Source organism: Bombella mellum (genome assembly GCF_014048465.1).
GTDB classification, from domain to species: domain Bacteria; phylum Pseudomonadota; class Alphaproteobacteria; order Acetobacterales; family Acetobacteraceae; genus Bombella; species Bombella mellum.
Genome location: NZ_PDLY01000001.1, coordinates 1 through 24,406 on the forward strand (window position 1 = coordinate 1; position 24,406 = coordinate 24,406).

The 24,406-nt window shown below is 60.9% G+C and carries 22 protein-coding genes, 1 tRNA gene and 1 pseudogene; 8 read left to right on the forward strand and 16 right to left on the reverse strand.

Going from position 1 to position 24,406, the window contains the following annotated elements; all coding sequences use genetic code 11:
* Window positions 1-908 (reverse strand): hypothetical protein (locus CPA56_RS00005; protein WP_182040018.1); only part of this gene is annotated, 908 nt, incomplete at its 3' end.
* A gap of 706 nt (window positions 909-1,614) precedes the next feature.
* Here CPA56_RS00005 and CPA56_RS00010 point away from each other — a divergent pair.
* A complete protein-coding gene (locus tag CPA56_RS00010) occupies window positions 1,615-2,205 on the forward strand; it encodes a cysteine hydrolase family protein (protein ID WP_182040019.1) in 591 nt (196 codons plus the stop codon).
* Between the two features lie 22 nt (window positions 2,206-2,227).
* Here CPA56_RS00010 and CPA56_RS00015 read toward each other — a convergent pair whose 3' ends face one another.
* Window positions 2,228-3,157, reverse strand: coding sequence for a LysR family transcriptional regulator (locus CPA56_RS00015; protein ID WP_326831264.1), 930 nt, complete (start codon window positions 3,155-3,157; stop codon window positions 2,228-2,230).
* Between the two features lie 71 nt (window positions 3,158-3,228).
* Here CPA56_RS00015 and CPA56_RS00020 point away from each other — a divergent pair, with 71 nt between their 5' ends.
* A complete protein-coding gene (locus CPA56_RS00020; RefSeq protein WP_182040021.1) occupies window positions 3,229-4,866 on the forward strand; it encodes an alpha-keto acid decarboxylase family protein in 1,638 nt (545 codons plus the stop codon).
* A gap of 128 nt (window positions 4,867-4,994) precedes the next feature.
* Here the strand turns inward: CPA56_RS00020 and CPA56_RS00025 are convergent.
* The 7 genes from CPA56_RS00025 to hisB all read right to left on the reverse strand — a co-directional run bounded on the left by CPA56_RS00025 (window position 4,995) and on the right by hisB (window position 9,527).
* Window positions 4,995-5,070, reverse strand: a tRNA-Glu gene (locus CPA56_RS00025).
* Between the two features lie 133 nt (window positions 5,071-5,203).
* Window positions 5,204-5,584 carry an HIT domain-containing protein gene (locus CPA56_RS00030; RefSeq protein WP_182040022.1) on the reverse strand — a complete coding sequence of 127 codons (381 nt, stop codon included), beginning with the start codon at window positions 5,582-5,584 and terminating at the stop codon, window positions 5,204-5,206.
* A gap of 90 nt (window positions 5,585-5,674) precedes the next feature.
* The gene (locus tag CPA56_RS00035; protein ID WP_182040023.1) at window positions 5,675-6,097 is read right to left on the reverse strand and encodes a phosphoribosyl-ATP diphosphatase; all 423 of its coding nucleotides are present in this window, start codon (window positions 6,095-6,097) and stop codon (window positions 5,675-5,677) included.
* On the reverse strand, window positions 6,063-6,824 hold the full coding sequence (gene hisF / locus CPA56_RS00040; RefSeq protein WP_182040024.1) for an imidazole glycerol phosphate synthase subunit HisF: 762 nt from the start codon (window positions 6,822-6,824) through the stop codon (window positions 6,063-6,065). The genes CPA56_RS00035 and hisF overlap by 35 nt, the downstream gene beginning before the upstream one ends.
* Window positions 6,818-8,182, reverse strand: coding sequence for a 1-(5-phosphoribosyl)-5-[(5-phosphoribosylamino)methylideneamino]imidazole-4-carboxamide isomerase (hisA, locus tag CPA56_RS00045; RefSeq protein ID WP_182040025.1), 1,365 nt, complete (start codon window positions 8,180-8,182; stop codon window positions 6,818-6,820). The genes hisF and hisA overlap by 7 nt, the downstream gene beginning before the upstream one ends.
* 13 nt (window positions 8,183-8,195) lie before the next feature.
* On the reverse strand, window positions 8,196-8,840 hold the full coding sequence (hisH, locus tag CPA56_RS00050) for an imidazole glycerol phosphate synthase subunit HisH (protein WP_182040026.1): 645 nt from the start codon (window positions 8,838-8,840) through the stop codon (window positions 8,196-8,198).
* A gap of 84 nt (window positions 8,841-8,924) precedes the next feature.
* Window positions 8,925-9,527 carry an imidazoleglycerol-phosphate dehydratase HisB gene (gene hisB, locus CPA56_RS00055; RefSeq protein WP_182040027.1) on the reverse strand — a complete coding sequence of 201 codons (603 nt, stop codon included), beginning with the start codon at window positions 9,525-9,527 and terminating at the stop codon, window positions 8,925-8,927.
* A gap of 111 nt (window positions 9,528-9,638) precedes the next feature.
* Here hisB and CPA56_RS00060 point away from each other — a divergent pair, with 111 nt between their 5' ends.
* From CPA56_RS00060 to CPA56_RS00070, 3 genes are all read left to right on the forward strand, one after another.
* On the forward strand, window positions 9,639-10,256 hold the full coding sequence (locus CPA56_RS00060; RefSeq protein ID WP_182040028.1) for a nitroreductase family protein: 618 nt from the start codon (window positions 9,639-9,641) through the stop codon (window positions 10,254-10,256).
* A 75-nt stretch (window positions 10,257-10,331) separates the two neighbouring features.
* Window positions 10,332-11,591 carry a 5-demethoxyubiquinol-8 5-hydroxylase UbiM gene (gene ubiM, locus CPA56_RS00065; protein ID WP_229707236.1) on the forward strand — a complete coding sequence of 420 codons (1,260 nt, stop codon included), beginning with the start codon at window positions 10,332-10,334 and terminating at the stop codon, window positions 11,589-11,591.
* A 211-nt stretch (window positions 11,592-11,802) separates the two neighbouring features.
* Window positions 11,803-13,413 (forward strand): NAD(P)/FAD-dependent oxidoreductase, encoded by a 1,611-nt coding sequence (locus tag CPA56_RS00070; protein WP_182040029.1) that lies wholly within the window; start codon window positions 11,803-11,805, stop codon window positions 13,411-13,413.
* 9 nt (window positions 13,414-13,422) lie between these two features.
* Here CPA56_RS00070 and CPA56_RS00075 read toward each other — a convergent pair whose 3' ends face one another.
* The 4 genes from CPA56_RS00075 to CPA56_RS00090 form a co-directional block, all read right to left on the reverse strand.
* Entirely contained in the window at window positions 13,423-14,160 is a 738-nt protein-coding gene (locus CPA56_RS00075; protein WP_182040030.1) for an RluA family pseudouridine synthase, read from the reverse strand.
* A 3-nt stretch (window positions 14,161-14,163) separates the two neighbouring features.
* A complete protein-coding gene (locus CPA56_RS00080; protein WP_326831265.1) occupies window positions 14,164-17,172 on the reverse strand; it encodes a DNA translocase FtsK in 3,009 nt (1,002 codons plus the stop codon).
* Between the two features lie 98 nt (window positions 17,173-17,270).
* Window positions 17,271-17,918, reverse strand: coding sequence for an RsmD family RNA methyltransferase (locus tag CPA56_RS00085; RefSeq protein WP_182040031.1), 648 nt, complete (start codon window positions 17,916-17,918; stop codon window positions 17,271-17,273).
* A 4-nt stretch (window positions 17,919-17,922) separates the two neighbouring features.
* Window positions 17,923-18,705 (reverse strand): pseudouridine synthase, encoded by a 783-nt coding sequence (locus CPA56_RS00090; RefSeq protein ID WP_182040032.1) that lies wholly within the window; start codon window positions 18,703-18,705, stop codon window positions 17,923-17,925.
* 126 nt (window positions 18,706-18,831) lie between these two features.
* On the opposite strand from CPA56_RS00090, the pseudogene CPA56_RS00095 reads away from it, so the two are divergent.
* Window positions 18,832-19,281 (forward strand): annotated as a pseudogene (locus CPA56_RS00095) (nucleoside deaminase); the annotation flags it as partial.
* Window positions 19,282-19,293: 12 nt separating this feature from the next.
* On the opposite strand, the gene CPA56_RS00100 reads toward CPA56_RS00095, so the two are convergent.
* Both CPA56_RS00100 and CPA56_RS00105 read right to left on the reverse strand, forming a co-directional pair.
* Window positions 19,294-19,593 (reverse strand): AzlD family protein, encoded by a 300-nt coding sequence (locus CPA56_RS00100; protein ID WP_182040033.1) that lies wholly within the window; start codon window positions 19,591-19,593, stop codon window positions 19,294-19,296.
* Complete coding sequence (locus CPA56_RS00105; protein ID WP_326831266.1) at window positions 19,593-20,357, reverse strand: AzlC family ABC transporter permease; 765 nt, start codon at window positions 20,355-20,357, stop codon at window positions 19,593-19,595. Before CPA56_RS00105 ends, CPA56_RS00100 begins: the two co-directional genes overlap by 1 nt.
* Before the next feature lie 139 nt (window positions 20,358-20,496).
* Here CPA56_RS00105 and CPA56_RS00110 point away from each other — a divergent pair, with 139 nt between their 5' ends.
* Window positions 20,497-22,035: a Do family serine endopeptidase gene (locus CPA56_RS00110; RefSeq protein WP_182040034.1), complete on the forward strand. Its 1,539-nt coding sequence runs from the start codon at window positions 20,497-20,499 to the stop codon at window positions 22,033-22,035.
* Window positions 22,036-22,259: 224 nt separating this feature from the next.
* Here the strand turns inward: CPA56_RS00110 and CPA56_RS00115 are convergent, their stop codons facing one another.
* Entirely contained in the window at window positions 22,260-23,366 is a 1,107-nt protein-coding gene (locus CPA56_RS00115; protein ID WP_182040035.1) for a threonine aldolase family protein, read from the reverse strand.
* Between the two features lie 97 nt (window positions 23,367-23,463).
* Between CPA56_RS00115 and folD the strand changes: the two genes are divergently transcribed.
* Window positions 23,464-24,378, forward strand: coding sequence for a bifunctional methylenetetrahydrofolate dehydrogenase/methenyltetrahydrofolate cyclohydrolase FolD (gene folD, locus CPA56_RS00120; protein WP_182040036.1), 915 nt, complete (start codon window positions 23,464-23,466; stop codon window positions 24,376-24,378).
* Window positions 24,379-24,406 lie beyond the last annotated feature (28 nt).

Consider the following 24,406-nt stretch of genomic DNA (forward strand, 5'->3'; position numbering starts at 1 on the left):
ATGGTCATGTCACCGCTGTTCGTGGCGGTGTCGATGGTGCTGTTGGTTGCCGAGAAGGTGGCTCCCGCCTCGTTGGTGACAGCTCCAGCACTGCTCCTGAGCAGGGTAGCTGTACTGACTGTCTGGGGTGAGTTGTCACTGACCTTGTTGATGATGTTGGCCAGGTTTGAGGAGGATGCGTTGAGCGTTCCGGTGCTGGTCGTCGTTCCGAGGACCTGACCGCCGGTGATGTTGGCGGTTGCGGCATTGTCCAGCGTACCCTTGATGGTGCCGCTGAGGTTGAGCGTTCCCTTTTCATTGGAGACGCTTTTTGTGACGGAGCTGTCCTTGCCGATGGTCATGGTACCGCTGTTCGTGGCGGTGTCGATGGTGCTGTTGGTTGCCGAGAAGGTGGCTCCCGCCTCGTTGGTGACAGCTCCAGCACTGCTCCTGAGCAGGGTTGCCGTACCGGCCTTGTTGCTGATGTCGGCCAGTGTGCCGCCATGAATAAGAAGGGTTCCTAAATTCGTGGTGAGGCCAGTGACTGTGACTCTTCCTTGTTTGGAGTCTCCACTATCGAATAGTATCGATCCAGTATTATATATGCTTTTGTAAGATATTATTTGTCCAATGGAATTATAAGATACGCCATATACGGACAAGTTATCGTTATCAGTATAGACACCGGGAGTGCGATTACCTCCCTGTGAAGAGGACGTGTCGTCAGCCTGGGCAGCCGTGGATGTAATGGAGAAGGAAGAGACGCTGGCCAGCAGTACGGCGAGGCCAGCAGAGGCCTTGAGATATTTTGAGCGGTTACGTTTTTTGTTCAGCCCCGTGATGTGGCTGAGGGTGTGAAAGGCGGTCAGGCTGGCGTTGGTGGGCAGGGAAGACAAAACCGCATCATATGATGTGCGTTTTTTTTTCACAGGTCGCGCCTTTCAGAGAAAAAATTTTGTGAGCGGTGCAGGAATATTGAACGGGTCCGAGGGGTGCGGACATTGCATCCACCTCGAGGTTTTCAACAGTTAAAAAATAAATAAAGTATGGTCAATGGCGAATTATCAATATATAAATTAAATGTGTATTTATTAAATTTATGTAAAATTGTTTTATGTAATAAAAATTATGTAATGAGGTAAAGTTGATACAATTTTACGTTACTATTATGTAAAATAAGTAAATTTTTTGGGATTATGAAATATAGTATTATTTACGATTGATAATTTTTGTCTTTTATCCACGAAAAAATTAAAATTTAATATAATATTAATGATGATTATTTTTATTTTCCCACCATCCTGCTGTTTTTAATGAAGCTTTCAGCCTAGGGGAAAAATGGTTTCTCCTAATATCCATCATTTTCTTGTGATGAAATCTTCTGCTCTTGTCATGTAGATGAATCTTTTTTCTGTGAAAGATTATTCTTATGGATTTTATGTTTCAGTGATGGCTCACCTTGAGCGTCAGGAGTGAGTATTCATGGTATTTCATGAAGTATTCAGTCTGAAATGGACGTGATGTGGAATTTTTCCATCTATGGCATGGTTCCTGTCTTTTTCCTTTCTGAGAGACCGAATTCAGATTAGGGTCAGGGCATTTCTGGGGGTCATGGAGCCTGTCAGGGAGGGACATATGGTGAATATTGAATCTGGTGGTGCCAGAACGGCTTTCATTTTCATGGATTTCCAGAATTACATTCTGAAGAATTTTCTGCCCCCTGAGACGGCGGAACAGGTCGTGGGCCGTGCCGGTGATGTGCTCGTAGCGGCCCGTAAGGCCGGATGCTTCATCATCCATGTGGCCGTGTGCTTCCGGCCGGGTTATCCGGAGATCAGCAGGCGTAACAGGATGTTCTCATGGATACGGGACAGTGACATGGCCCGGCCGGACAGCCATGACATCGCCATTGATGCCAGACTGGCCCCGCAGCCGGAAGAACCCGTCGTGCAGAAACGGCGGATTGGAGCCTTCGGTGGTACGGATCTCGACATGATCCTGCGTGCCAGAGGCGTGGAAAGGCTTTTCCTGTCCGGAGTGGCCACGTCCCATGTCGTGCTGACGACCTTCAATCAGGCGTTCGATCTTGATTACGATCTCACGGTCATTCACGATGCCTGTGCCGATGGTGATGAAACGGCCCATGCCTTTCTGACGGAAACATTCTTCCCCAAACTTGGAGGAGTCCGGTCGTCCCGTGACGTGCTGGCGACACTGGAAGACTGACCGAGCCAGTGGCTAGGCAGGATCAGGGTATGCTCGTTTGCAGCCAGGCCTCTTCAGCCTTGTTCAGGGGGCTGTTGCGGCGGACGGCGAGTGAAATGGTGATGCGGATGGTCGGGTCCTGCAACGGGCAGCAGTACAGCCCGTCATTCTGGGCCGGATTGTGGAAGGCCGCCGGAATGATGGTGACGCCGACACCTGCCTGAACCATGGTCAGCAGGAGGGTCGTGTCGCCCGTGCGCCCGGTGACATGGGGCGTGGCTCCGTGACTGGCAAAGGCCTCCGAGATGAAACGGTTTATTTTGAAGTTCTCATTCATGAGGACGAGCTTCTCATCCAGAATGTCCGTGAAGGAGCAGCTCTCCCGGCCTGCGAGCCGGTGTGAGTCGGCCATCAGCAGGCAGAGTTCCGCCTCCGCAAAGGGGATGGTGCGCAGCTGCCTGTTCTGGACAGGCCCTATGAGGGCGGCGATGTTCGTGTGATGGCCGAGAAGCTGGGCCACCAGCCTGTCGGAGGGATGTTCCTCGATGTTCAGCACGACATCGGGATAGAGGCTGCAGAACTGCCGGATGATGGGACGGAAATAGATCGCCCCCAGTATGGGCGGGAGTGCCAGATGGACCGTCCCCTTCAGGGGGCCTGAATCATCCGCCATCGCCCGGTGGAGATTCTGCTCAGCTTCAAGCAGACGCTCGGCATGAAGGAAGAATGTCTTCCCTTTCTCCGTCAGGGTGACGGTCTTGTGGGACCGTTCGAAAAGGCGGACGTCCAGTTTGTTTTCCAGAGAGCGTATGCCCATGCTCAGGGAAGGCTGGCTGATGTGCAGCTGGTCACTCGCACGGCTGAAGCTGCCCTGTGTGGCAACGGCCATGAAATAGTGGAGTTCCCGAAGGGTCAGCTGGGGGTAAGGCATAGGGAAAAGACTATGTTCTGTATAGGAATATAATATTATCATATTGAAGGCTGGCTGGATAGGCTTTCCTCAGAGGCACGGACTGACGTGCCGATGATGAAAGGAGCAATACGATGGCAAAGGTTGTCGATTATCTTCTGGACCAGCTTTCCCGGTTGGGTGTGGAGCATGTTTTCGGTGTCCCGGGTGACTATGCCTTCCCGATCAATGACGCCATCACGGCCAGGGCGGACATGCGCTGGATTGGCTGCTCCAACGAACTGAATGCCGCCTATGCGGCCGATGGCTACGCCCGCATACGGGGGATTGCGGCCCTGAACACGACCTATGGCGTTGGCGAGCTGAGTGCCATGAACGGCGTTGCCGGGGCATATGCGGAGCATCTGCCGGTCATCCATCTGGTTGGTCTGCCCAAGCGGGCCGTGCTGGATGAAAAGCGGCTTGTGCATCATACCCTGGGCAACGGGCAGACCACGGCCTTTTATGATGCTGCCGGTCATGTCGTCTGTGCCCGCACCATTCTGGATGGACAGAACTGTGTGCAGGAGCTGGAGCGTGTCCTGACCACGCTGCGTCGGGAGCGGCGGCCGGTCTATGTCGGCATTCCGTCCGATGCGGCTCATGATGACGTGGTCATGCCTGATGGTGACATGTCCCTCCCGGAAGAGCGGAGCGGGAAACAGGCCGCCATCGTGGCACGGCGCATCATGGCCGAGCTGGAACGCAGCGGGTCTCCCTGTGTCCTGCCGGGCATCCTGACGGCCCGGTTTGGCTGCCGGGAGGCGATGAGACGGTTCCTCAGCCGTTCCGGCCTGCCCCATGCCACCATGTTCATGGACAAGGGCGTGGTGGATGAACAGGCTGAAGGATTCGTGGGGATGTATGGCGGGCATCTCGTGCAGGAAGATGTCGCCGGATTTGTGGAGCAGGCCGATCTCGTCCTGACGCTGGGTGCAGAGATGACGGATTTCAACACCGGGCTTTTCACCCAGAAGCTGGACCCGGAACGCATCATCAGTGTCATGGCGCATGAGGTGCGTTTTGGTGATGGTGCCATTCATGCCGTCGATCTGGCCGACGTCATCGAAGCCCTTGCCGATCTGGCCGATACCGTGTCCTGTCCCGCCGGTCCCGGCTATTTGGGGACGGAACTGCCCCCTCGGCAGGCTGATGAAGGGGATGATGGGGTAATCAGAACCCACACTTTCTATGCCGCCATACGGGATCATCTCCGGGCCGGGGATATCGTCGTGAGTGAGACGGGAACAGTCGCCATGGGCATGGGCTTTGTCCGTCTGCCCGAAGGGGTCGACTATGAGGAGCAGAGCCTGTGGGGTTCCATCGGCTGGGCCACACCGGCGGCGTTCGGCATGGCCATCGCAGCCCCTCACAAGCGGATTATCCTGCTGACTGGTGAGGGGTCACATCAGCTGACGGTACAGGCTCTTGGTGAGTTTGCCCGTTTTGACTGTCATCCGCTCATTCTTGTCCTGAACAATGGTGGCTATCTGATCGAGCGTCTGCTGTGTGATGACGGGGAACGTTATTACAATGACATTGCCAGCTGGGATTACACGGCTCTGGCCCGTGGGTTCGGCGGCAAGGACTGGCAGTGTGAGCGCATCAGCACGCCCAAGGCACTGCGTCAGGCTCTGGATGCTGTCAGGCCGGGGCAGGGTACCTATCTGGAGGTCGCCGCACCCCGCTATGATGCCCCCGTCATGGCCGAGGCTCTGGGCGAGAAGCAGTAAGGTCTTGCTCTGAAACCGGGTGGGCAGGCGCATTCCGTGTCTGCCTGCCCAAGGGAAGAACGGTGCGTCAGTATGATGTGCGGGAGATGCCCGTCAGGCCAGATGGTCCGGATTTTTCATGAAGTATCTGGCGTCCCGTACGGGATTCGAACCCGTGTTGCCGCCGTGAGAGGGCGGTGTCCTAGGCCTCTAGACGAACGGGACTAAAGGCGTGAGCCTTCTCTAGAGGGAACGGCGGGGAAGTGCAAGAGGGAAAGCGTGCTTTTGTAAAAAAACGTTTCCCGTTTCTTCATCTGGAACAGTTTCCTGGGGAAACTGTTCCAGATCACGGGCCGTCTCACCGGTCGGACGACAGGATGGGGCCGAGTGCCCGGCCACCCAGAAGATGGACATGGAAATGCGGCACTTCCTGCCCGCTGTCACGGCCGACATTGCTGATGAGGCGGAACCCGCTGGGGATGAGGGACTGCTCGGCGGAAATCTGGTCCACCAGTTTCCAGAAATCCAGGATCTCCTCATCACTCGCACGGGACGTGAAATCGTGCAGGTCCGTATAGGCTCCCCGGGGGATCACCAGCACATGGATCGGGGCGAGGGGGGAGATGTCGTAAAAGGCGAAGGAATGCTTGCTGTCGCAGACACGTTCGGCGGGGATGTCTCCCCGTAGTATCCTGGCGAAGACATTGTTGGGATCGTAGGCGGGCGTAGTGGTCGGCATGAGATGGGTTCCTCCTCTTCCTTCATGATTGGGGAGTGGGGTGGGGCCACGTCAAGGGACGGGAAGGCAACCCACCCATGAGCCGTGCTTTCAGAAGGCCGGTTTCGGGCGGGAGGCTTTCTCCTCGATGCCGCTGGTGCCCTCGCGGCGTTCCAGTTCGGCCCAGACATCCGCCGGGTCGATGCCCGCATCAACCCACATCACGATCAGATGATAGAGGACATCCGCACTTTCGCTGATGAGACCATGCCGGTCGCCCTTGATGGCTTCGATGACACATTCGACGGCTTCCTCGCCGAACTTCTGGGCAATCTTGCTCCGGCCCCGGGCCATGAGGCGGGCCGAATGGCTGATGGACGGTGAGGCACCCTTGCGGGCCATGACCGTATGGTAGAGCCGTTCCAGAACGTCCCTGCGGTTCTCACGGGGGGAAATGGTATCCTGGGGCATATGTTTCCTGTCCTTTGTCATGCCGTCTCTAGCGGCCCAGCCTGACGGGCAGCCGGGCGTCATGCAGGGCCTGCTTGACCTCGTCGATCCTGAACTGGCCGAAATGGAAGACGCTGGCGGCCAGCAGCCCGCTGGCTCCTGCCCGGGCACCCTCCACGAAATGGGCCAGCTCCCCCACACCACCGGAGGCGATGACGGGAATGGAGACACGTTCGCAGACGGTCTTCAGCAGATCAAGGTCAAAGCCGGAGCGTGTGCCGTCACGGTCCATGCTGGTGAGCAGGATTTCTCCGGCTCCCCGTGCGGCCATCTGCTCGGCCCAGTCGACGACATCAAGGCCGGTCGGTTCACGTCCGCCCTTGGCATAGACTTCCCACCCGCCATGCCCGTTGGAGCGGGCATCCATCGCCACGACGACGCACTGGCTGCCAAACCGTTCTGCTGCCTCGTTGATGAGGTCCGGCGTGCGGATGGCGGCGGAGTTGATGGCGCACTTGTCGGCTCCGCTCAGCAGCAGCCGGCGGATGTCCGCACAGCTCCGCACGCCACCACCAACGGTGAGAGGCAGGCGGACCTCGGCGGCGGTACGTTCGACGACGTCAAGGATGGTGTCCCGATTGTCCGAGCTGGCCGTGATGTCCAGAAAGGTCAGCTCGTCTGCCCCGGCGGCATCATAAAGGCGGGCCTGTTCCACCGGGTCCCCGGCATCCCGCAGGGAGACGAAATTGACCCCCTTGACGACCCGGCCGTCACGGACATCGAGACAGGGGATGACACGCAGTTTCAGCATGATCCCTCCAGTACGGCCAGAGCCTCCGGCAGGCTGATGCGGCCATCATACAGGGCACGTCCCACGATCACGCCGGTGATGCCGGGTGTTTCATCGGCGGCCTGACGCAGGGCATGGAGATGGTCCAGCGTGCCCACGCCGCCGCTGGCGATGACGGGGATGGAGACATGGCGGGCCAGCTCGACCGTCTGCTCGATGTCTAGCCCTTCCAGCATGCCGTCACGGGTGATCTCGGTGAAGATGATTCCGGCGACGCCTGCCTCTTCCATCCGGCGGGCGAGGTCGGTGGTGGTCAGTTCGGACACCTCCGCCCAGCCCTCGGTGGCGACACGGCCTTTCCGGGCGTCGATTCCGGCGATCACGCGGCCCGGCCAGGCACGGGCGGCCTGCCGGACGAGGCCGGGGTCCTTCACGGCGGCAGAGCCAAGGATGACCCGGCTGACACCGGCTTCCAGCCAGCGTTCGATGGTTTTCATGTCCCGCAGGCCCCCGCCGAGCTGGATGGGCAGGGAGGTGTTGGCGATGATGTCCTCCACGGCCTTCACGTTGGCGGACTGGCCCGCAAAGGCTCCGTCCAGATCGACGATGTGGAGGTGACGGCATCCGGCCTGTTCGAAGAGCTTGGCCTGGGCGGGCGGATTGTCGGAATAATGGGTGGCCTCGCTCATGTCGCCCTGCCGCAGGCGGACGCAGGCTCCCCCCTTGAGGTCGATGGCCGGGTAGAGGGTCAGCGGCTTGCCGACAGGGCCGCCCGGTGCGGGGCCATGGTGTGGCACGGAGAGCGGCGTGCTGACTGGCTGCCACTGCATGGCTTTTTCTTCAGGGACAAGGAGTTTTGAGAAGAATAATCCGCGCACTGTCCGGTCTCCGATTCGTGCAAAATAGGGGTGTGTGCCCCAGTGGGTGAAACCAAGTGAGGTGAGGAGGGTGACGGCCTCGGGCAGCGTCTCACGCACACGGCAGTCCAGTACCTTGGCACCACGGGACTGCGCCCGTGTGATGATGGCGTCCATGAGCAGATTGCCCAGCCCCTTGCTCCGCTCGTAGGGAACGATGAAAAAGGCGGTGATGGTGGCACTCGTGCCATATGTCTCGGAGCGGCTGGCGGCATGGGCCAGCACGGCCGCTCCACAGATGCTGCCATCCGGTGCCCGGACGATGAAAACGTCACGTTCGGGGACCAGGAGAAGACCTTCGAAGAACCGCCGCAGGACGCCACTTTCGGGCGGCGTGTGCCAGTCGAAGACGCCTTCGGCCAGAATGGCGGCCACGGTGCTTTCCATCAGGCTTTCGAGGTCGTCATCGCAGATGGTGTGTTCCAGCCGTTCTGCCCGGTAACTGCCGGAAGACTGGGTCATGGCCGTACCTGCATCAGCCAGGCTGCCATGTCAGGAAATTGCCAAGGATGGTCAGTCCCACATCCTGGCTTTTTTCCACGTGAAACTGTGTGCCGCAGCGGTTGCCTCTGGCCACGATGGCGGGAATGGTCATGCCATAGTCCGCCGTGGCGACCGTCTCCTCCGCACGGGCCCCCACCAGGGCATAGGAATGGACGAAATAGCCGTGATTGCCCGGCTCGAGCCCTTCCGTCAGCGGATGGGCACCGGGCGTGAAGGAGAGGGTGTTCCATCCCATGTGCGGCAGCCGGAATCCCTGCCGGGCACTGTCATCCATGGGGGCGATGTGGCCGTCTATCCAGCCCAGGCCTTCCGTGCGGCCATGTTCCAGCCCGTACCGGGCCATGAGCTGCATCCCCACGCAGATGCCGAGAAAGGGCGTGCCCTCAGCCGTGGCCTTTTCCAGAAGGGGACGGATGCCGCCATCATCAAGCCCCCGGGCGCAGTCGGCAAAGGCTCCCTGACCGGGCAGGATGAGACGGTCTGCCGCAAGGATGTCGTGTTCGCTCCGGGAGATGATGATGTCGGCATCCAGATCACGCAGGGCTGCCGCCCGTCGGGTGGCCTGTGCAGCAGAAGCCAGGTTGCCGCCATTGTAGTCGATTACGACAACACGCATAAACTCTCTCCATACTGCAAGATGTCTGGTCCTGTTTCGGGCAGGAGCAGGAGACAAATCAAGAAAAAATCGTGGTGAGGGGCCTTACAGGACCCCTTTGGTGGATGGAATCTGTCCGGCACTGCGGGGATCACGGGACAGGGCCATGCGCAGGGCGCGAGCGAAGGACTTGAAGGCACTTTCCGCGATGTGATGGGCATTGGTTCCGGCCCGGCCGTTCATGTGCACGGTGATGCGGGCGGACATGCAGAGGGCACGGAAGAATTCCTCCACCATCTCCGTGGCCATGGAGCCGATCATCTCACGGGGGAAGGTGATGTTCCAGGCCAGGAAGGGGCGGCCCGAAATGTCCACGACCGCCTCGCAGAGAGCCTCATCCAGTGGGACGAGGGCGGAGCCGAAGCGTTCGATTCCCCGCTTGTCGCCGATGGCCCTGTGGAGGGCGTCTCCCAGCGTGATGCCCACATCCTCGATGGTGTGATGGTCGTCGATATGGAGGTCACCCTTCACCTGTACGGTGAGGTCCAGCCCGCCATGCCGGGCCAGGGCATCCAGCATGTGGTCGAAAAAACCGATGCCTGTCTGGATGCTGCTTTTCCCGTGCCCGTCAATGGCGAGGGAGAGGGTGATGTCGGTCTCGCCTGTCTGGCGGCTGATCGTGGCGGTGCGTGATGTCTCGGTTGTCATATCCTCCTGCTATACCAATATGCACCGCTTTCCAAACTTGCTTATTGCGAGCGTGTGGGTGAGACTGTCCGCCATACGGTTCGTGACAGGTGTTTTGAGGAGATCGCCACCATGACGCAGGCTTCATCCGTTTCTCCGCTCGAGGCATTGCTCGGGCGGTCCTCGACGGGCGATCTTGTCGCTCCGGCTCCGCAGGGGGAGGTGCTGGCCCGCATCCTGTCCGCCGGGCTGAGGGCACCGGATCACGGGCATCTCTATCCCTGGCGTTATGTGGTGATTGCGGGTGAGGCCCGTCCGGCCTTTGCCGGGCATGTCGTGGCGGCGGTGGGCCGTCAGGAGCCTGATGCGCCGGAGAAGAAACGTGAGAAGCGGCGCAGGCGTTTTTCCGAGACGCCGATGATCATTGCACTGGGGATGCATCTCCGGCCGGAGCACAAGGTTCCCGTCATGGAGCAGGAGATGGCCGTGGCCGCCGGAGCCATGAATGTCCTCAATGCCCTGCATCTGGAAGGGTTCGGGGGCGTGTGGGTCAGCGGGAAGTTCTGCGAGGACCGTTCCCTGCTCAGCCAGCTCGGGCTGGAGGCTCCGCACCGTCTGGCCGGATTCCTGCTGGTCGGTACCCCGGAGACGCAGGACCGGCCTGCGAAACGTCCGGAAATTGGTGATCACATGGCCTTCTGGAATGGTCAGGAGCCTGTTGCCTTCAGGGCGGACGACAGGCGGCATTGATGCTGGGGTGGCTGCTTGCCGGGTCATGCCGGTTGCGTTAAAGCCGTGGCCAGAGGGGAACTGAAGGGTGCAGGCATGACACGACATGGTGACGTTCATCAGGTGGAGCAGGCTGGGTCTCTGACCAGTGATGTGGTGATCGCCGGTGGTGGCCCCGCCGGGCTGGCGGCGGCCCTGTCCTTTGCCCGTGAGGGCTGGCGTGTGAGCGTCGTGGAGAAAGCCCCGCCTGGCGTGCTTGAGTCGCCTTCCTTTGACGGGCGGGAAATTGCCCTGACCCATCATACGGTACACTGGCTGAAGCAGCATGGTGTCTGGGACCATATTCCTGCCGAGGCTGTCTGCCCCCTTGAGGTGGCCAGGGTGGAGAGTGGCCGTCTGGGAGGGCAGCCCCTGATTTTCCATGCTCCGGGCATCGTGCCGGGTTCAGCGGCTGATGATGAGGTGCCGGATGGAGAGCCGCTGGGTTTTCTGGTCGCCAACCATCTGATCCGTCGTGCCCTGCATCAGGCCGTCAGGCGGACGGAAGGCATCACCCTGCTGTGTCAGACGGGCGTGACAGGATTTCAGGCAGGGCGGGAGATGGTACAGGTCAGCCTGTCAGACGGGCGGGCCATGCAGGCCCGTCTTCTGGTCGGGGCTGATGGCCGGTTCTCCCGGATACGGGAGATGGCCGGGATCGGGGCCATCGTGCATGATTTTAGCATGAGCATCCTTGTCTGCCGGATGCGGCATCTCACGCCTCATGACAACACGGCCCTGCAATGGTTTGATGAACGCCAGACGATCGCTCTTCTGCCGGTTGCGCCGGATGGGGGGATGGGGGACATCTCCTCCCTGGTGCTGACCCTGCCGCCGGATGACATAGCCCGGCTGCGTGTGGCCGCCCCGGATGATTTCAATGCCGAGATCACCCGTCGGACGGATGAACGGCTCGGCCTCCTGCGGGTGATGAGCGACCGCATCACCTATCCGCTCAAGGCCGTCTATGCCCATCGCTTCCACGCGCCCCGTGTGGCCCTGATCGGTGATGCTGCCGTGGGGATGCATCCCATCACGGCGCATGGCTTCAATTTTGGCATCCGTGGTCAGGAAACGCTGGTGCAGGAGCTGAGCGCAGGGCCTGGTGACCCGGGTGATGCGGCGTCGCTCCAGCGTTTCGAGCGGCGACATCGCAAGGCAACTTTCCCGCTCTTTGCGGCGACCAATGCCATTGCCGTGGCCTACACCCGGGATGACGGGCCATTCCCTCTGGCCCGTCGGGCCGGACTTATGCTGGCCAACCGTCTGGCCCCTTTCAAGAAGGCCGTGACACGGATGCTGATGGACCCTGTGTGACAGTTCCGTCGGTATGGACGGAAATGTGGCAGGTATGAGCTGAAGGTTTATTTTTCATTACGAAAACTGCTTGCCGTCGCAGCCCGTCACGGTGATACTGCCTGCTGGAGTGATTTCGGTATGGCGGGGTGCCTTTTCACGAAGAGCACTGGTGATCTGTACCGTACTGGAGTGGCCCGCTGCGTCCTGCGGGTTAGATACGGGGTGCATTATGACATATGATGTCGTCATCATTGGTGCGGGTTTTGCCGGGCTGACGCTGGCCTATCAGCTGAAGAAAAAGAATCAGGACCTTCGTGTCGCCATCGTGCATGACTCGTCTTTCCCCAATGAAGACATATCGGAGAAGGTTGGCGAGTCCTTCAATGAAGTAGCCGCCATATATTTTGACCAGATGCTGGGGCTCAGGGAGTTCATGGAAGCCCGACATCCCCGCAAGATGGGGATGCGTTTTTTCCATCTTGGTGAGACTTCCTACAAGGAGATGGGTTTCAACAGTTATCCCCCCAATGCGGCATTCCACTTTGAACGTGGCAAACTGGAAAACGATCTTTTTGAACTCGTCAGAAATGATGTGGATATTTACCTGAACCACAAGTTCATCGATTTTGAGGAAAAAGACGGTACGAAAGAGATTCAGGTCCTGAACCGGAAGGAGAACAGCAGGCTTGTCCTGAAGGCTTCCTGGCTTGTTGATGCCGCCGGGATGAAGAAGCTGCTGGCCAGAAAGTTCGACATCACATACAGGCTGCCCATCAAGCACTCCTCGGTCTGGTTCCGTGTGGGTGGTGGTGTGGACGTGGATGAGTTCCTGCCACGGACGGCTGACAATCCGTTCACGTCGGAGAGACGGTCATGGAGTTCCATCCATCTGGAAGGGGTCGGGTACTGGATATGGATACTGCGCCTTTCTGAGACAGCAACAAGTGTTGGCATCATTTTTGATGAAAACATGTACGAATTTCAGGATTTCGCCACATGGGAGAAGACGACGCTCTGGCTGAAGCAGAATGTCCGGCGACTGATTGATTATATCGAGGAAAAGAAATTTCCCATTCTGGATTTCAGGATACTGAGGCGTTTTGCCAGCCAGTGCAGATACTGGGTCAGTGATGACCGCTGGGCCCTTGTCGGGGATTCCTATGGCATATGGGACCCGTATTATTCCAACGGGTTTGATGTGATCGGGATACAGAACACGATCCTGACGGAGCTGATTCATGCGGAGCGATGTGGAGAGAGCCTGAAGGAACGTGTTCCTGCGGCCAACAGGTTCGTTGAGGAACTGATGTACGGGTTCAGCCAGACGTTCGGGGATTTCTATTCCCGGAAAGGGAGATGGGCCTATGTCTGTGCGAAGTATAATCTGGACATAGCCATGTATCTTCCCATCATAGCAGCCATCATGCACAACTCCCTGCAGTCCATGTTCATGGAGGAAGACGGGACGTTCCGGGACAAGGTCTTCAGTCTTTTTTCTGAGGCTGGCCATGTCTATTTCGATACCGTCAGGTTTCTGGCCTCAGATGAGTTCAGGGATAACGGCGTGAAGGAGTATGATTACATGCTTCTCAATTCGGCAACCTATGACGTTTTCATTCCAGAGAAGGGCATTCCTTTTCATGAAAAGGAGAAGAGCCTGTCGATCCTCAGGAAGAATTATAACCTGCTTCTCTGTGTCCAGTACTACCTGAAATCAGGCCGCAACTATATGGATTTCATAAAGAACGGGGCCTATTTCTCCATAACGGAACAGACGGACCCTGAACGCTACAGAGATGACCCGGACCAGCTGGAAGCAGATCTGTTCCGTCCTGCCTGAGGGAGCTGGTCAGGAGGAGAGGGAGTGAGTTTGGAGGAACTGCTCCAGTTTCACGTCCTCTGCCGTGGCCCTGATGAGGAGGGAGCGGGGTTCCTGTCCGGTGACCCTGCCCGGTTCAGCGGTCATCATCCTGATGGGAACTTCCAGAGAGCGGGCCAGCAGGTGCAGTCCGTGCCGGTCCTGAGGACCGCCATAGAGGACATCGCCAATGATGGGTGTTCCCAGTGCGGCGCAATGCACACGGGCCTGATGGGTCCGTCCGGTATGGAGGATCAGTTCCAGCAGGCTGGCTGTTTTACTGGCGGCCAGTACACGCCACGAGGTCCGGGCGGACTGGCTTGATGAGGCCGCGTCGTTTATGGGTCCGGACAGCATTTTCCAGCCCTGGCTGGTGGAAGAAATGCGTCGTAGCCCTGTCGTGAGCGTGCCTTCCCGTTCCTTGGGGCAGCTGGAAACCAGAGCCCAGTATGTCTTCGTGGTCTCATGTCCGGCAAAGGCCTGCTGGGCGGCAATGAGAGCCGTCTTGCGCCGGGCGATGAGCAGGCAGCCTGCCGTATCCGCATCCAGCCGGTGGACCAGCCAGGGGCCACCCCGTTTCTGTGGGACAAGGCGGGTTTCTACACTGTCCCGTGTCCGGGGGCCGGGATGGGCCGCCAGTCCCGCCGGTTTGTTGATGACGACGAAATGCCGGTCCTCCCACAGGATGGGAAGGTCCATCCTCGGGTGGAAGAAGGGCGGCGGGGCCATGACTCAGTCCTCATCCTCGTCACGGTCCAGCCCCAGAGAGGATTTTGTCGCTAGAACATCCCGCTTGCCCACATGATTGGCGGCACTGATGACACCTTCCCGCTCCATCTGGTCGATGATGTTGGCGGCCCGGTTGTACCCTATGCGGAGATGCCGCTGCACGAAGCTGGTCGAAGCCCTCTGGGCACGGACCACAAGTTCGGTCGCCTGTTCATAAAGGGCACTGTCCTGATCATCGTCAGAACTACGGCCCCCGCCCTTGCCGCTGGTCGACGTGTCTTCTTCCTCCTCATCGTCGGCAAGAACCTCGGTGTTGTAGACGGGGGAGCCTTTGGAGCGCAGGTCAGCCACCACGGCCTCGACCTCCTCGTCGCTGATGAAGGGTCCGTGCACACGGGTGATGCGGGCACCACCCTGCATGAAGAGCATGTCACCCCGGCCGAGGAGCTGTTCCGCTCCCTGTTCACCCAGAATGGTCCGGCTGTCATATTTGTTGGTGACCTGGAAGGAGATGCGGGTCGGGAAATTGGCCTTGATCGTTCCCGTGATCACGTCCACCGATGGACGCTGCGTGGCCATGATGACATGCACACCGGCAGCACGGGCCTTCTGGGCCAGACGCAGGACGGAGGCCTCGATTTCCTTTCCGGCCACCATCATCAGGTCAGCCATTTCGTCAATGACGATGACGATGTAGGGCAGATGTTCCAAGGGCAGGCGGTGTTCATCAAAAACGGGGCGGCCCGTTTCCGGGTCATAGCCGGTCTGGATGCGGCGGGTCGGTGTTTCACCGGAGGCCTTCAGGTGGCGTATCCTGTCATTGTAGCTGCTGATGTTGCGGACACCATGATCCGCCATCAGGCGGTAGCGGCGGTCCATTTCCTGCACGGCCCATTTCAGGGCACTGACAGCCTTGGGTGGCTCGGTCACCACCGGGGTCATCAGATGCGGGATGCCGTCATAGATGGACAGTTCCAGAATCTTCGGGTCGATCATGATGAGCCGGCAGTCTTCCGGGCTGAGCCGGTAGAGCAGCGAGAGGATCATGGCATTGATCCCGACGGATTTACCCGAGCCTGTCGTCCCGGCCACGAGCAGGTGAGGCATCCGGGCCAGATCGGCCATGATCGGTTCCCCGGCAATGTCCTTGCCAAGGGCCAGCGGCAGCTTGCTGCGGTTTTCCTTCCATGCCGGGGAAAGCAGGAGTTCGGGGAAGTACACCGTTTCCCGGGTGCTGTTTGGCACCTCGATGCCGATGACGTTCCGGCCCGGGACGGTGGCAATACGGACGCTCAGAACGGCGAGGGTCCGAGCAATGTCGTCGGCCAGACCGATCACGCGGGAGGAGCGGACACCGGGGGCAGGTTCCAGCTCGTAGAGGGTGACTACCGGCCCGGCCCGGTAGTCGGTGATGGAGCCCTGCACGCCGTAATCATCCAGCACCTTTTCCAGCATCTGGGCATTGGCCCGCAGGGTCTCTTCGGAGGGACCCGTCTTGTTCATGTCGGGCAGGGGATTCAGCAGGCTGATGGCCGGGGGCAGCCAGGCGGATGGTGTGGTCAGCCCCGGCAGGGGGGCCTGTGTCATGGCAGGCTGGGGGGGAGCAGCCTGTGGCACGGGTGTGACGCTGCCATCATGTGCGGGAGCGGGGACATGCCCTGCCGGGTAGGCGACTGACGGTGGCGGCGACGCTGGTGTGGCGGGGATGGCGTTGGGAATGGTCTCGGTGATGATGGTGCTGTGCTGCTCCGGCTCACTTCTGGAGGCGGGGCTGGCTGAGGCCATGAAGCGTTTCAGGAAACCGGGTTGCTGGGCTGGGCCGGACAGTTCCTGCGGCTGGACCGTCAGGGGGACGCCGGGCATGTCGTCGTAATTTTCTTCCGCATGGCGACGCTGGACCGTCTTCGTCCTGCCGGGATCGTGCCGGATGTGGGCCAGCATGCGGGCATAGGGGTTGTCGGCGTCCTCGTCATGAGGGGGGACAGGCGGCATTTCTTCCTGCACCGGGGCCGGTGTGGGGGAAGGCTGGGGAGGCTGTGCAGAGGGGGGCTTCTGCCAGGGAGCGGCTCCCTGCTGCATGGGCGACCACGGTGCGCCGGGAGCGACCGGGGGAGTGGGCCGCTCTGCCTGTCGGCTGAGGTTGCGCATGATGAAGCCGGAGGGGAGGGGGGCCGTGCCCTGGATGGGCCGACCGTGACGGATCGGGCCACCGGTTCCGGAAGGATAGGCGGTCTGGCGTTCCATCTCGGGGGCCGTGCCACGGGGGCGGAACAGGGCACGGGCGGGCAGGCGGAACAGGACGCTCAGGCCCCGCCCCACGGACCGCCATTCCTGCCCCTGAAGGCCCATGGACATGGGGCACAGGATGGCGACCAGAACAAGGGTGATCAGGATGGAGACGATGCTCCCCATGCTGCCGGTCTCGCCAGAAACGAGGCCAAGCAGCTTCCGGGCAAGAAAGACGCCGCTTTCTCCCCCTATGCCGCTGCTCGTGGGCCAGGCGACGTCCAGCCCGGGGAGGCTCAGCTGTAGCAGGCCGATCATCATGGCGGCCACCGGGCAGAACAGGATGGCGGCTGCCAGACGCAGCAGGGGCAGCCCCAGATGATGATGGCGCAGCAGCTGCCATGTCCAGGCCAGCAGGATGAGGACTGGCACGATCCCGGCCAGTCCGAGAAGCTGTGTCAGGCCGTCAGCCACGGTCGCCCCGAAGCGGCCGAGCCAGTTGGTCGGTTCGGTGCCCGTGGCGGTGTTGAAGGAGGGATCGTGCGGATTGAAACTGAAGAGGGAGGCCGCAATGGCCAGTGCCATGATGATGAGGACGACCCCCAGCACTTCCATCATTCTGGCGGAGAGGATGCGGGAGACGGGGGAGGCGTGCCATGCCGGAATCCCGTCGCCATCATCGACCGGATCATGGCCGGGAAATGAGTCGATGGTCCCACCGTGACTGCGTCGTGAGGCAGGCAGAAGGGAACGCAGCTTGGCGGCAAGGGGAAAACGGGAGAGCACAGGGGCAGGTCCTCTGGCTGGGTCAGAAAGGCACGGTCGGTGCGCAATATAGCCTGTTCCGGCTGATTCTGGAAAGTGGAACCACCCGCACCGTCCGTTCAGGGAGAGGGACGGCTGCCTCTGACACTGTCATCCTGTCGCCAGACGTGCAGCGTTGCCGCCCCGAAACTGCGCTGTGTCAGCAGTGGCGGAGGGGGAGCGGACAGGCTGGGCAGAAGATGGGCATGGAAGGGCTGGAAGGGGTCTTCCGGCTCCTTGCCCTCGGCAGGGAGGGGAGCACTTTCCGTTTCCGCCACGATCAGGGCACCATCGGCAATCCAGCCCAGCCGCCACAGGGCACGCAGGCCTTTCTGCACCAGTCCCTTGTGATAGGGTGGGTCCAGAAAAATGAGCGTGTGGGGATGGGGAGCCTTGGGAGGACGGGTCACGTCACAGTGGCGGAGGCGTGCCCGGTCCGTCATGCCGCAGCTGCGGAGATTGGCCTGGAGGGCGGCGATGCCCGGGCGGCTTCCTTCCATGAAGGTGGCGAACCGTGCCCCGCGGGACAGGGCCTCCAGCCCCAGGGCACCCGTTCCGGCAAAGGCATCCAGCACCACGGCGTTTTCCAGTGCCTCCCGGCCAAACCAGGGGGCGTGCATGAGCATGTCGAAGAGGGTCTGACGGGCACGCTGGGCCGTGGGGCGGGTTGTCAGCCCGGCTGGAGCCTGAAGGCGGCGGTTCCGGGCCGTACCGGCGATGATCCTCATGGTGTCAGGACCGAGATGCGCTGGTCTTTTTGCCAGACTTCAGGCCCGGAATCTGGTCCAGCAGGGTCCGGTGGGGGACTTCTTCCAGCTCGTGGGGTTTGAGGCTGCCAAGGCTGAAAGGCCCGTAGGAGAGGCGGATGAGACGGCTCACATGCAGGTTCATGCCCATCATCACCTTGCGGATTTCCCGGTTCTTGCCTTCCCGCAGGCTGACGGTCAGCCAGGAATTGTCGCCTTTTGAGGAGTCCAGCGTGGCCTCTATGGGGCCGTACTGCACGCCATCCAGCACGCAGCCTTTCGCGAGGGAGTTCAGCCGCTGTTCGTCCACGAGGCCGAAGACACGGACACGGTAACGGCGGATCCACTGGCGTGATGGCAGCTCCAGCTCACGGGCCAGCCCGCCATCATTGGTCAGGAGCAGCAGTCCTTCGGAATTCAGGTCCAGCCGCCCCACGCTGACGACACGGGGCATGGCCTTGGGGAGGGATTCGAAAACCGTACGGCGTTCCTCAGGGTCATGATGGGTCGTGACCAGTCCGGCGGGTTTGTGATAACGCCAGAGGCGGGTCCGCTGGGGCGGGTCCACGGGTCTGCCATCCACGCAGACGACATCGCCCGGCTGGATGAAGGTGGCCGGGTGGGTTACCGGGCTGCCGCCCAAGGTGATGCGGCCTTCCTCGATCATCCGTTCAATATCACGGCGGCTGGCAACCCCACGGCGGGCCAGAGCCTTGGCAATGCGTTCACCACGCTGTGTATCGGGAGAGGAGGAAGAAACGTCTTTCATAACCCGCACGCATACCGTGCCCGGCCTTTCCTTGGCAATCCATTTACGGCCCTATAAAGCAGTCGGGAGCGGATTATGGTCCGTTTTTCTCTTCGGGGGGGTGCGTCCATGTCTTCTTCCACGATCATGACGGTACGGCAGGCCATGCAGCAGGCTCTCGTTCTGGCGGACGGGGCGGCACGGGCAGGAGAGGTCCCCGTCGGTGCCGTGGTGCTGGATGATGAGGGGCATGTTCTGGGCATGGCCCGCAATCATGTGGAAGAGTGGTGCGATGCCAGTGCCCATGCCGAGCTTCTGGCCATGAGGCAGGCGGCCCGTCGGTGTGGTTCCGTCCGTCTGGAGGGCTGCACGCTTGTCGTGACGCTGGAACCCTGCCCGATGTGTGCGGCGGCCATCACGCATTTCCGCATCCGCAGGCTGGTCTACGGAGCCTACGATCCCAAGGGGGGAGCGGTGGATCATGGTCCCCGGCTCTTTCATCGGGCCGCCTGCCTGCACCGGCCGGAGGAGGTCATCAGCGGGGTGCGGGAGCGGGAGGCGGGGGACCGCCTCCGGTTGTTCTTCAGGGCGTTGCGGGACCGGGACCGGCTAGCCCAGGATGGCCCGCAGCAGCCCTGTCGTCACGACGCCACAGAGCATGGTCGGCAGGAGGGAGAAGCGTGTGGCGGCCAGGATGGTTGCCGTCAGGCCGAGGAGGTCGGCAGGGCGGCCGGTGGCGAAGTCGGGAGCGATGACGGCCACCAGCACGCAGCCGGGGATGAGGTCCATGATGGCCTGCATCCGGGGTGAGAGATGGCGGCCGGCGAGCAGGAGATAGCCGCCGATGCGTGTCAGATAGGTGACGAAGGCCATGGCGAGGATGGCCAGCAGGGCCGGGAGATGCAGCATCAGGCACCCCTCACGATGAGGAAGGCGGTGAGGATGCCTGCCAGCGTTCCCGCAGGAACGTACCAGGCACCGGGCAGGGCATGATAGACCAGCACGGCCACGCCGAGGCTGACACACCATGGGAAGGCGTTGCGTGCGCCCTTCCACATGCTTTTGAGGAGCATGATGAAGACGGCGGGAAAGGCCATGTCCACGCCATAGCGTGTCAGGTCTCCCAGCAGGTTTCCCGTACAGCCACCCATGAAGGTGAACAGGACCCAGGAGACATACAGGCAGACCGTGATTCCGGCATAGAAACCGGTGCTGAAGCGGCGTCCCGGTCTGGCGTGCATGTCGGCCAGCGTCAGGGCCCAGACCTCGTCACACATGAAGAAGAGCAGAAGGAAGATTTTCCAGCGGCGCATGTGGCGCAGGTGGGGAGCCAGCGTTGCCCCCATGAGGATGTGACGGCTGTTGATGAGGAACGTCACGCCCGCCAGCAGCATGATGGCAGGAGGAATGGACCACAGGCCGACGGCTGCGAACTCGGACCCGCCCGCAAAATTCAGCCCCGTGAGGAGCGGAACCTCCACGATGGAGAAGCCTTTCTGCACGGCCTGGCTGCCCAGCAGCAGGCCGAAGGGCACGAAGGCGATGAGCAGAGGCAGGGAGGTCTTCATGCCCCGGAGGAAGTCCGGCCAGAAACCGTCCTGTCTGTCTGGTGAGGATGTGGTCTGCATGGTGCCGTTGTAAAAGTCTGCCGTCTCGTCAGCAAGGTCTGCCACGCCGCCGGTGCGGGAAGGTGGGAGCGTCTTACATTTCTTTTAGGTGGCACTTGCTTGCAGAGCGTGCTGTCCTGTCCCTATCTTGTAGGACAGTTCTTGTTGACAAGTGTTTAACATATAACGTCAGGAAAAGTTTGCGATGATGTCGCCTTCCCGTCTGTCTCTGGCATGTCTGGCCGTGCTGGGTCTGACCAGTGTTCCCCTGCCCGCCGTGGCCCAGAATGCCCCCATCCGTCCGCAGATGTCGGGCGGGCAGGGGATTCCTGATTTCGTCCAGATCGTGAAACAGGTCAAACCTGCCGTCGTGTCCATCACGGCCCGCATCCGGGAGGGGGGAGACGATGATGGGGGGGATGGTGCGCCGGGGGGCAATGGTGGCCCGCAGGGCTTCTCCTTCCCGTTTCCGTCCTTTCCCTTCCCGTTCCAGATGATGCCGGGGATGCCGTCCAGCCGCATGGTGGAGGCACGGGGATCAGGTTTCATCATCTCGGCGGATGGCTACATCGTCACCAACAATCATGTCATCAACGGGGCCACGAAGGTCAGCGTGAAGCTGGATGACGGCACGACCATGCCTGCCAAGGTCATCGGACATGATGCGAAGACGGACATTGCCCTGCTGCGCGTGAAGGCCGATCATCTGCCTTATGTCGAGCTGGGCAATTCTGATGACGTGCAGCCGGGCCAGTGGGTCGTGGCCGTCGGCAATCCCTATGGCCTTGGTGGCACGGTGACGGCGGGCATCATCTCCGCCCTGGGGCGTGACCTTCATTCCGGTGCCTACAATGATTTCATACAGGTGGATGCCCCCATCAATCACGGAAATTCCGGCGGCCCGCTGATCACGCTGGATGGCAAGGTGATCGGTGTCAATTCCATGATCATGTCCCCCAATGGTGGGGGGTCCATCGGGATCGGCTTTGCCATTCCCTCCGCCACGGTGCGGTCGGTGGTGGACCAGCTGCGGACGACCGGTCATGTCGTGCGTGGCTTTATCGGTGTGGAAACGCAGGACATCACGCCGACGATGGCCCGTGCCCTCGGGCTGGTCAACAGCGACCATCCCGGTGCGCCGTCTCATGGTGCGCTGGTGGCCAATCTCATCAAGGGTGGACCGGCCGACAAGGCTGGCCTGAAGAGCGGGGACGTGGTGCTGTCTCTGGACGGGCACGATGTCCGCAGTGCGCATGACCTTGCCGTGAAGGTCGTGTCTATGGCTCCTGGGTCCAAGGGGACGTTCACGGTCCTGCGGGATGGCAAGACGCTGTCCCTGACGGCCACGATCGGCAACCAGACCCGGAACGGTCAGGAAGGTGGCACGGATGGCGGTACGGCGGAGGCTCCGTCCGGCAAGATGGGGCTGGCTCTCGGGGTTCTGACCCCTCGCACCAGGCAGGAGCTTGGGCTGGATGACAGCGTGCAGGGCTGTGTGGTGGCCGACGTGGCCCAAGGCAGCCCGGCAGACCATGCGGGCATCCGCCCCGGGGACATTATCGTGGCCGTCGGCAACCAGATGACTGCCAATCCCCATGCCGTGGTGGCTCTGGTGCAGAAGGCCCTCAGGCAGCACCAGCCGCCCCTGCTGCGTATCCTGCGTGACGGCCAGCAGCTCTTCATTGCCGTCTCACCCGACGGGTCCAATGATGGGGAAGAAGATGGTGGTGAGGACGGCCAGTAAGCCGCTTCATCCCGGTCTGTTCTCTACGGATTTCTGACGGCACGGGTCCTGCCTTTCCTTTACGGGAGGGCAGGACTTTTTGCATGGCCAGTCATGGAAAACTGGGGGGGGCTGCTGAAGAAGGGCGGTCTGCTTTTCAGTGGGGGCAGGCTGATGGCCATGTCATGGATGGCGTGTATGTTGCCAGTCTTTATGGCTCGGTCGGCGGTCCCGTAAGGTGTCCGTCAGCTTATGAGGCTGGCCAGAAGGGCATCCACGTCCTCGGGGCGTGTGTAGAAGCTGGTGACAAACCGGACCAGCCTGCCCGGAACACCCTGTGGCGTGGGGTAGGTATAGAACTGGTAGCCTTCGGTGCGGAGCTGTTCCAGCTGGGCTTCCGGCAGGACGGCAAAAATCTCGTTGCTTTCCGTGGCGAAAGGCAGGTTGACGGCGGGATGTTTGTAAAGGCCATGCCGCAGCTGCTGGCACATGGCGTTGGCATGACGGCAGTTTTCCAGCCAGAGGTCATTTTCCAGAAGGGCCAGGAGCTGCGCCGCCATGAAACGCTGTTTGGACCACAGGTGCCCGCCACGTTTGATGCGGCGTGTCATGGTGTCCACCATCGGGCGTGTCCGGTCATTGAGGAAAAGGACGATGGCCTCGGCCGCCATGGCCCCGGCCTTGGTACCTCCGAAGCTCAGCACGTCAATCCCGGCCTTCCACGTGGTGTCGGCGGGGCTGCATTCCAGATGGGCCACGGCGTTGCCCAGCCGGGCACCGTCCATGTGGACGGTCAGCCCGTGCTCATGGGCGATGTCCGACAGGGTGGCGATCGTGTCGCAGGGGTAGGTCGTGCCCCATTCCGTGGCCTGCGTGAGGGACAGGACCGTGAAAGGAGGCGTAAGGACACCCTTGGAGCGGTTCTGTTCCAGGGTGGGTGGCAGGCTGGCCGGGTCCATGCGTCCTTCCGGTGAGGGAATTCCCACCAGCTTGGCCCCCTGGGTGAAGAATTCCGGTGCCCCGCCTTCCTCATTGTTGATGTGGGCACTCTGGTCACACAGGACGCTCCCGTAGGGTGGGACCATGGCGGAGAGGGCCAGGGAATTGGCGGCCGTGCCTGTCGCAACCGGGAAGACGGCCACCTCCGTCTCGAAGACCTCGCCGAAACGCCGGTTCAGCGTCAGGGAGAGGTCATCCTGGCCATAGGAAGGAACATTGCCTGTGTTGGCATCAGCGATGGCCTGCATGACAGCCGGGCAGGCAGGGGTCACGTTATCGCTGGCGAAATTCTTGCGCAGATCATCACGCACGGGATGAGTTCCTTCATTCTGGCTTATGGAGGGGCTATCCATTCATTGTTCCTGTCTCTAGCGGAAAGATCAGGTCTTGTCATGTCTTGTCCAATGGGCATAGAGAGGCGGGAAAACGGGTTTGGCGGGGAGTACGTTCATGACAGCATCAACCACCACCATGAATGCGGGCGGCGGCGCAGAACTGATTGATGGCAAGGCCATGGCAGCCGGAATGACGGCTGACATCCGTGAACAGGTCGAGATGCTGGTCCGGCAGGGGCATGAGCTGCCCGGTCTGGCCGTGGTGTTGGTCGGGAATGACCCGGCCTCGGAAGTGTACGTCAAGAACAAGGCGATCCAGACCCATCGGGCGGGGATGAAGTCCTTCATGCAGATGATGCCGGAGAGCACGTCGCAGGAGGAGCTGCTGGCCCTGATCGAGGAGCTGAACGAAAACCCAAAGGTTGATGGCATTCTGGTCCAGCTGCCGCTGCCTCCGCAGATTGATGCGGCCACCGTGACCAACGCCATCCATCCCGACAAGGACGTGGACGGGCTGGGTGAGGTCAACACGGGGCGTCTGGCACTGGGCATGGAGAATGGCATCGTGCCCTGCACGCCGCTGGGCTGTCTCAAGCTGTTGCAGTCCGTCCATGAGGACATGACGGGGCTGAAGGCGGTCGTCATCGGGGCCTCCAATCTGGTGGGCCGCCCCATGGCGCAGCTTCTGCTGAAGGCCAACTGCACCGTCACCGTGGCGCACATCCATACCCGCAACATCGAGGAACTGGCACGGTCTGCCGACATCCTTGTCGTGGCGACGGGCAAGGCCGGACTGGTGAAGGGCAGCTGGATCAAGCCCGGTGCCACGGTCATTGACGTGGGCATCACCCGGGTGCAGACGCCGGAGGGCAAGAGCCGCCTTGTCGGGGATGTGGTGTTCGAGGAGGCGAGCCGGGTTGCCGGGCACATCACGCCGGTTCCGGGTGGTGTCGGACCGATGACCATTGCCTGTCTGCTGCACAACACCTTCCAGGCAGCGAGTCGGCGCAGGGCGTCCACGGAAGGCTGAGCAGGGGGCGTTTCCCGTCCTGTCCGTC

Excerpts from the sequence above, each read along its gene's own strand:
- CPA56_RS00010 (WP_182040019.1), top strand. The coding sequence starts at position 1,615 with ATGGTGAATATTGAATCTGGTGGTGCCAGAACGGCTTTCATTTTCATG.
- CPA56_RS00015 (WP_326831264.1), bottom strand. The coding sequence starts at position 3,157 with ATGATAATATTATATTCCTATACAGAACATAGTCTTTTCCCTATGCCT.
- CPA56_RS00020 (WP_182040021.1), top strand. The coding sequence starts at position 3,229 with ATGGCAAAGGTTGTCGATTATCTTCTGGACCAGCTTTCCCGGTTGGGT.
- CPA56_RS00030 (WP_182040022.1), bottom strand. The coding sequence starts at position 5,584 with ATGCCGACCACTACGCCCGCCTACGATCCCAACAATGTCTTCGCCAGG.
- CPA56_RS00035 (WP_182040023.1), bottom strand. The coding sequence starts at position 6,097 with ATGACGCCCGGCTGCCCGTCAGGCTGGGCCGCTAGAGACGGCATGACA.
- hisF (WP_182040024.1), bottom strand. The coding sequence starts at position 6,824 with ATGCTGAAACTGCGTGTCATCCCCTGTCTCGATGTCCGTGACGGCCGG.
- hisA (WP_182040025.1), bottom strand. The coding sequence starts at position 8,182 with ATGACCCAGTCTTCCGGCAGTTACCGGGCAGAACGGCTGGAACACACC.
- hisH (WP_182040026.1), bottom strand. The coding sequence starts at position 8,840 with ATGCGTGTTGTCGTAATCGACTACAATGGCGGCAACCTGGCTTCTGCT.
- hisB (WP_182040027.1), bottom strand. The coding sequence starts at position 9,527 with ATGACAACCGAGACATCACGCACCGCCACGATCAGCCGCCAGACAGGC.
- CPA56_RS00060 (WP_182040028.1), top strand. The coding sequence starts at position 9,639 with ATGACGCAGGCTTCATCCGTTTCTCCGCTCGAGGCATTGCTCGGGCGG.
- ubiM (WP_229707236.1), top strand. The coding sequence starts at position 10,332 with ATGACACGACATGGTGACGTTCATCAGGTGGAGCAGGCTGGGTCTCTG.
- CPA56_RS00070 (WP_182040029.1), top strand. The coding sequence starts at position 11,803 with ATGACATATGATGTCGTCATCATTGGTGCGGGTTTTGCCGGGCTGACG.
- CPA56_RS00075 (WP_182040030.1), bottom strand. The coding sequence starts at position 14,160 with ATGGCCCCGCCGCCCTTCTTCCACCCGAGGATGGACCTTCCCATCCTG.
- CPA56_RS00085 (WP_182040031.1), bottom strand. The coding sequence starts at position 17,918 with ATGAGGATCATCGCCGGTACGGCCCGGAACCGCCGCCTTCAGGCTCCA.
- CPA56_RS00090 (WP_182040032.1), bottom strand. The coding sequence starts at position 18,705 with ATGAAAGACGTTTCTTCCTCCTCTCCCGATACACAGCGTGGTGAACGC.
- CPA56_RS00100 (WP_182040033.1), bottom strand. The coding sequence starts at position 19,593 with ATGCTGCATCTCCCGGCCCTGCTGGCCATCCTCGCCATGGCCTTCGTC.
- CPA56_RS00110 (WP_182040034.1), top strand. The coding sequence starts at position 20,497 with ATGATGTCGCCTTCCCGTCTGTCTCTGGCATGTCTGGCCGTGCTGGGT.
- CPA56_RS00115 (WP_182040035.1), bottom strand. The coding sequence starts at position 23,366 with ATGGATAGCCCCTCCATAAGCCAGAATGAAGGAACTCATCCCGTGCGT.
- folD (WP_182040036.1), top strand. The coding sequence starts at position 23,464 with ATGACAGCATCAACCACCACCATGAATGCGGGCGGCGGCGCAGAACTG.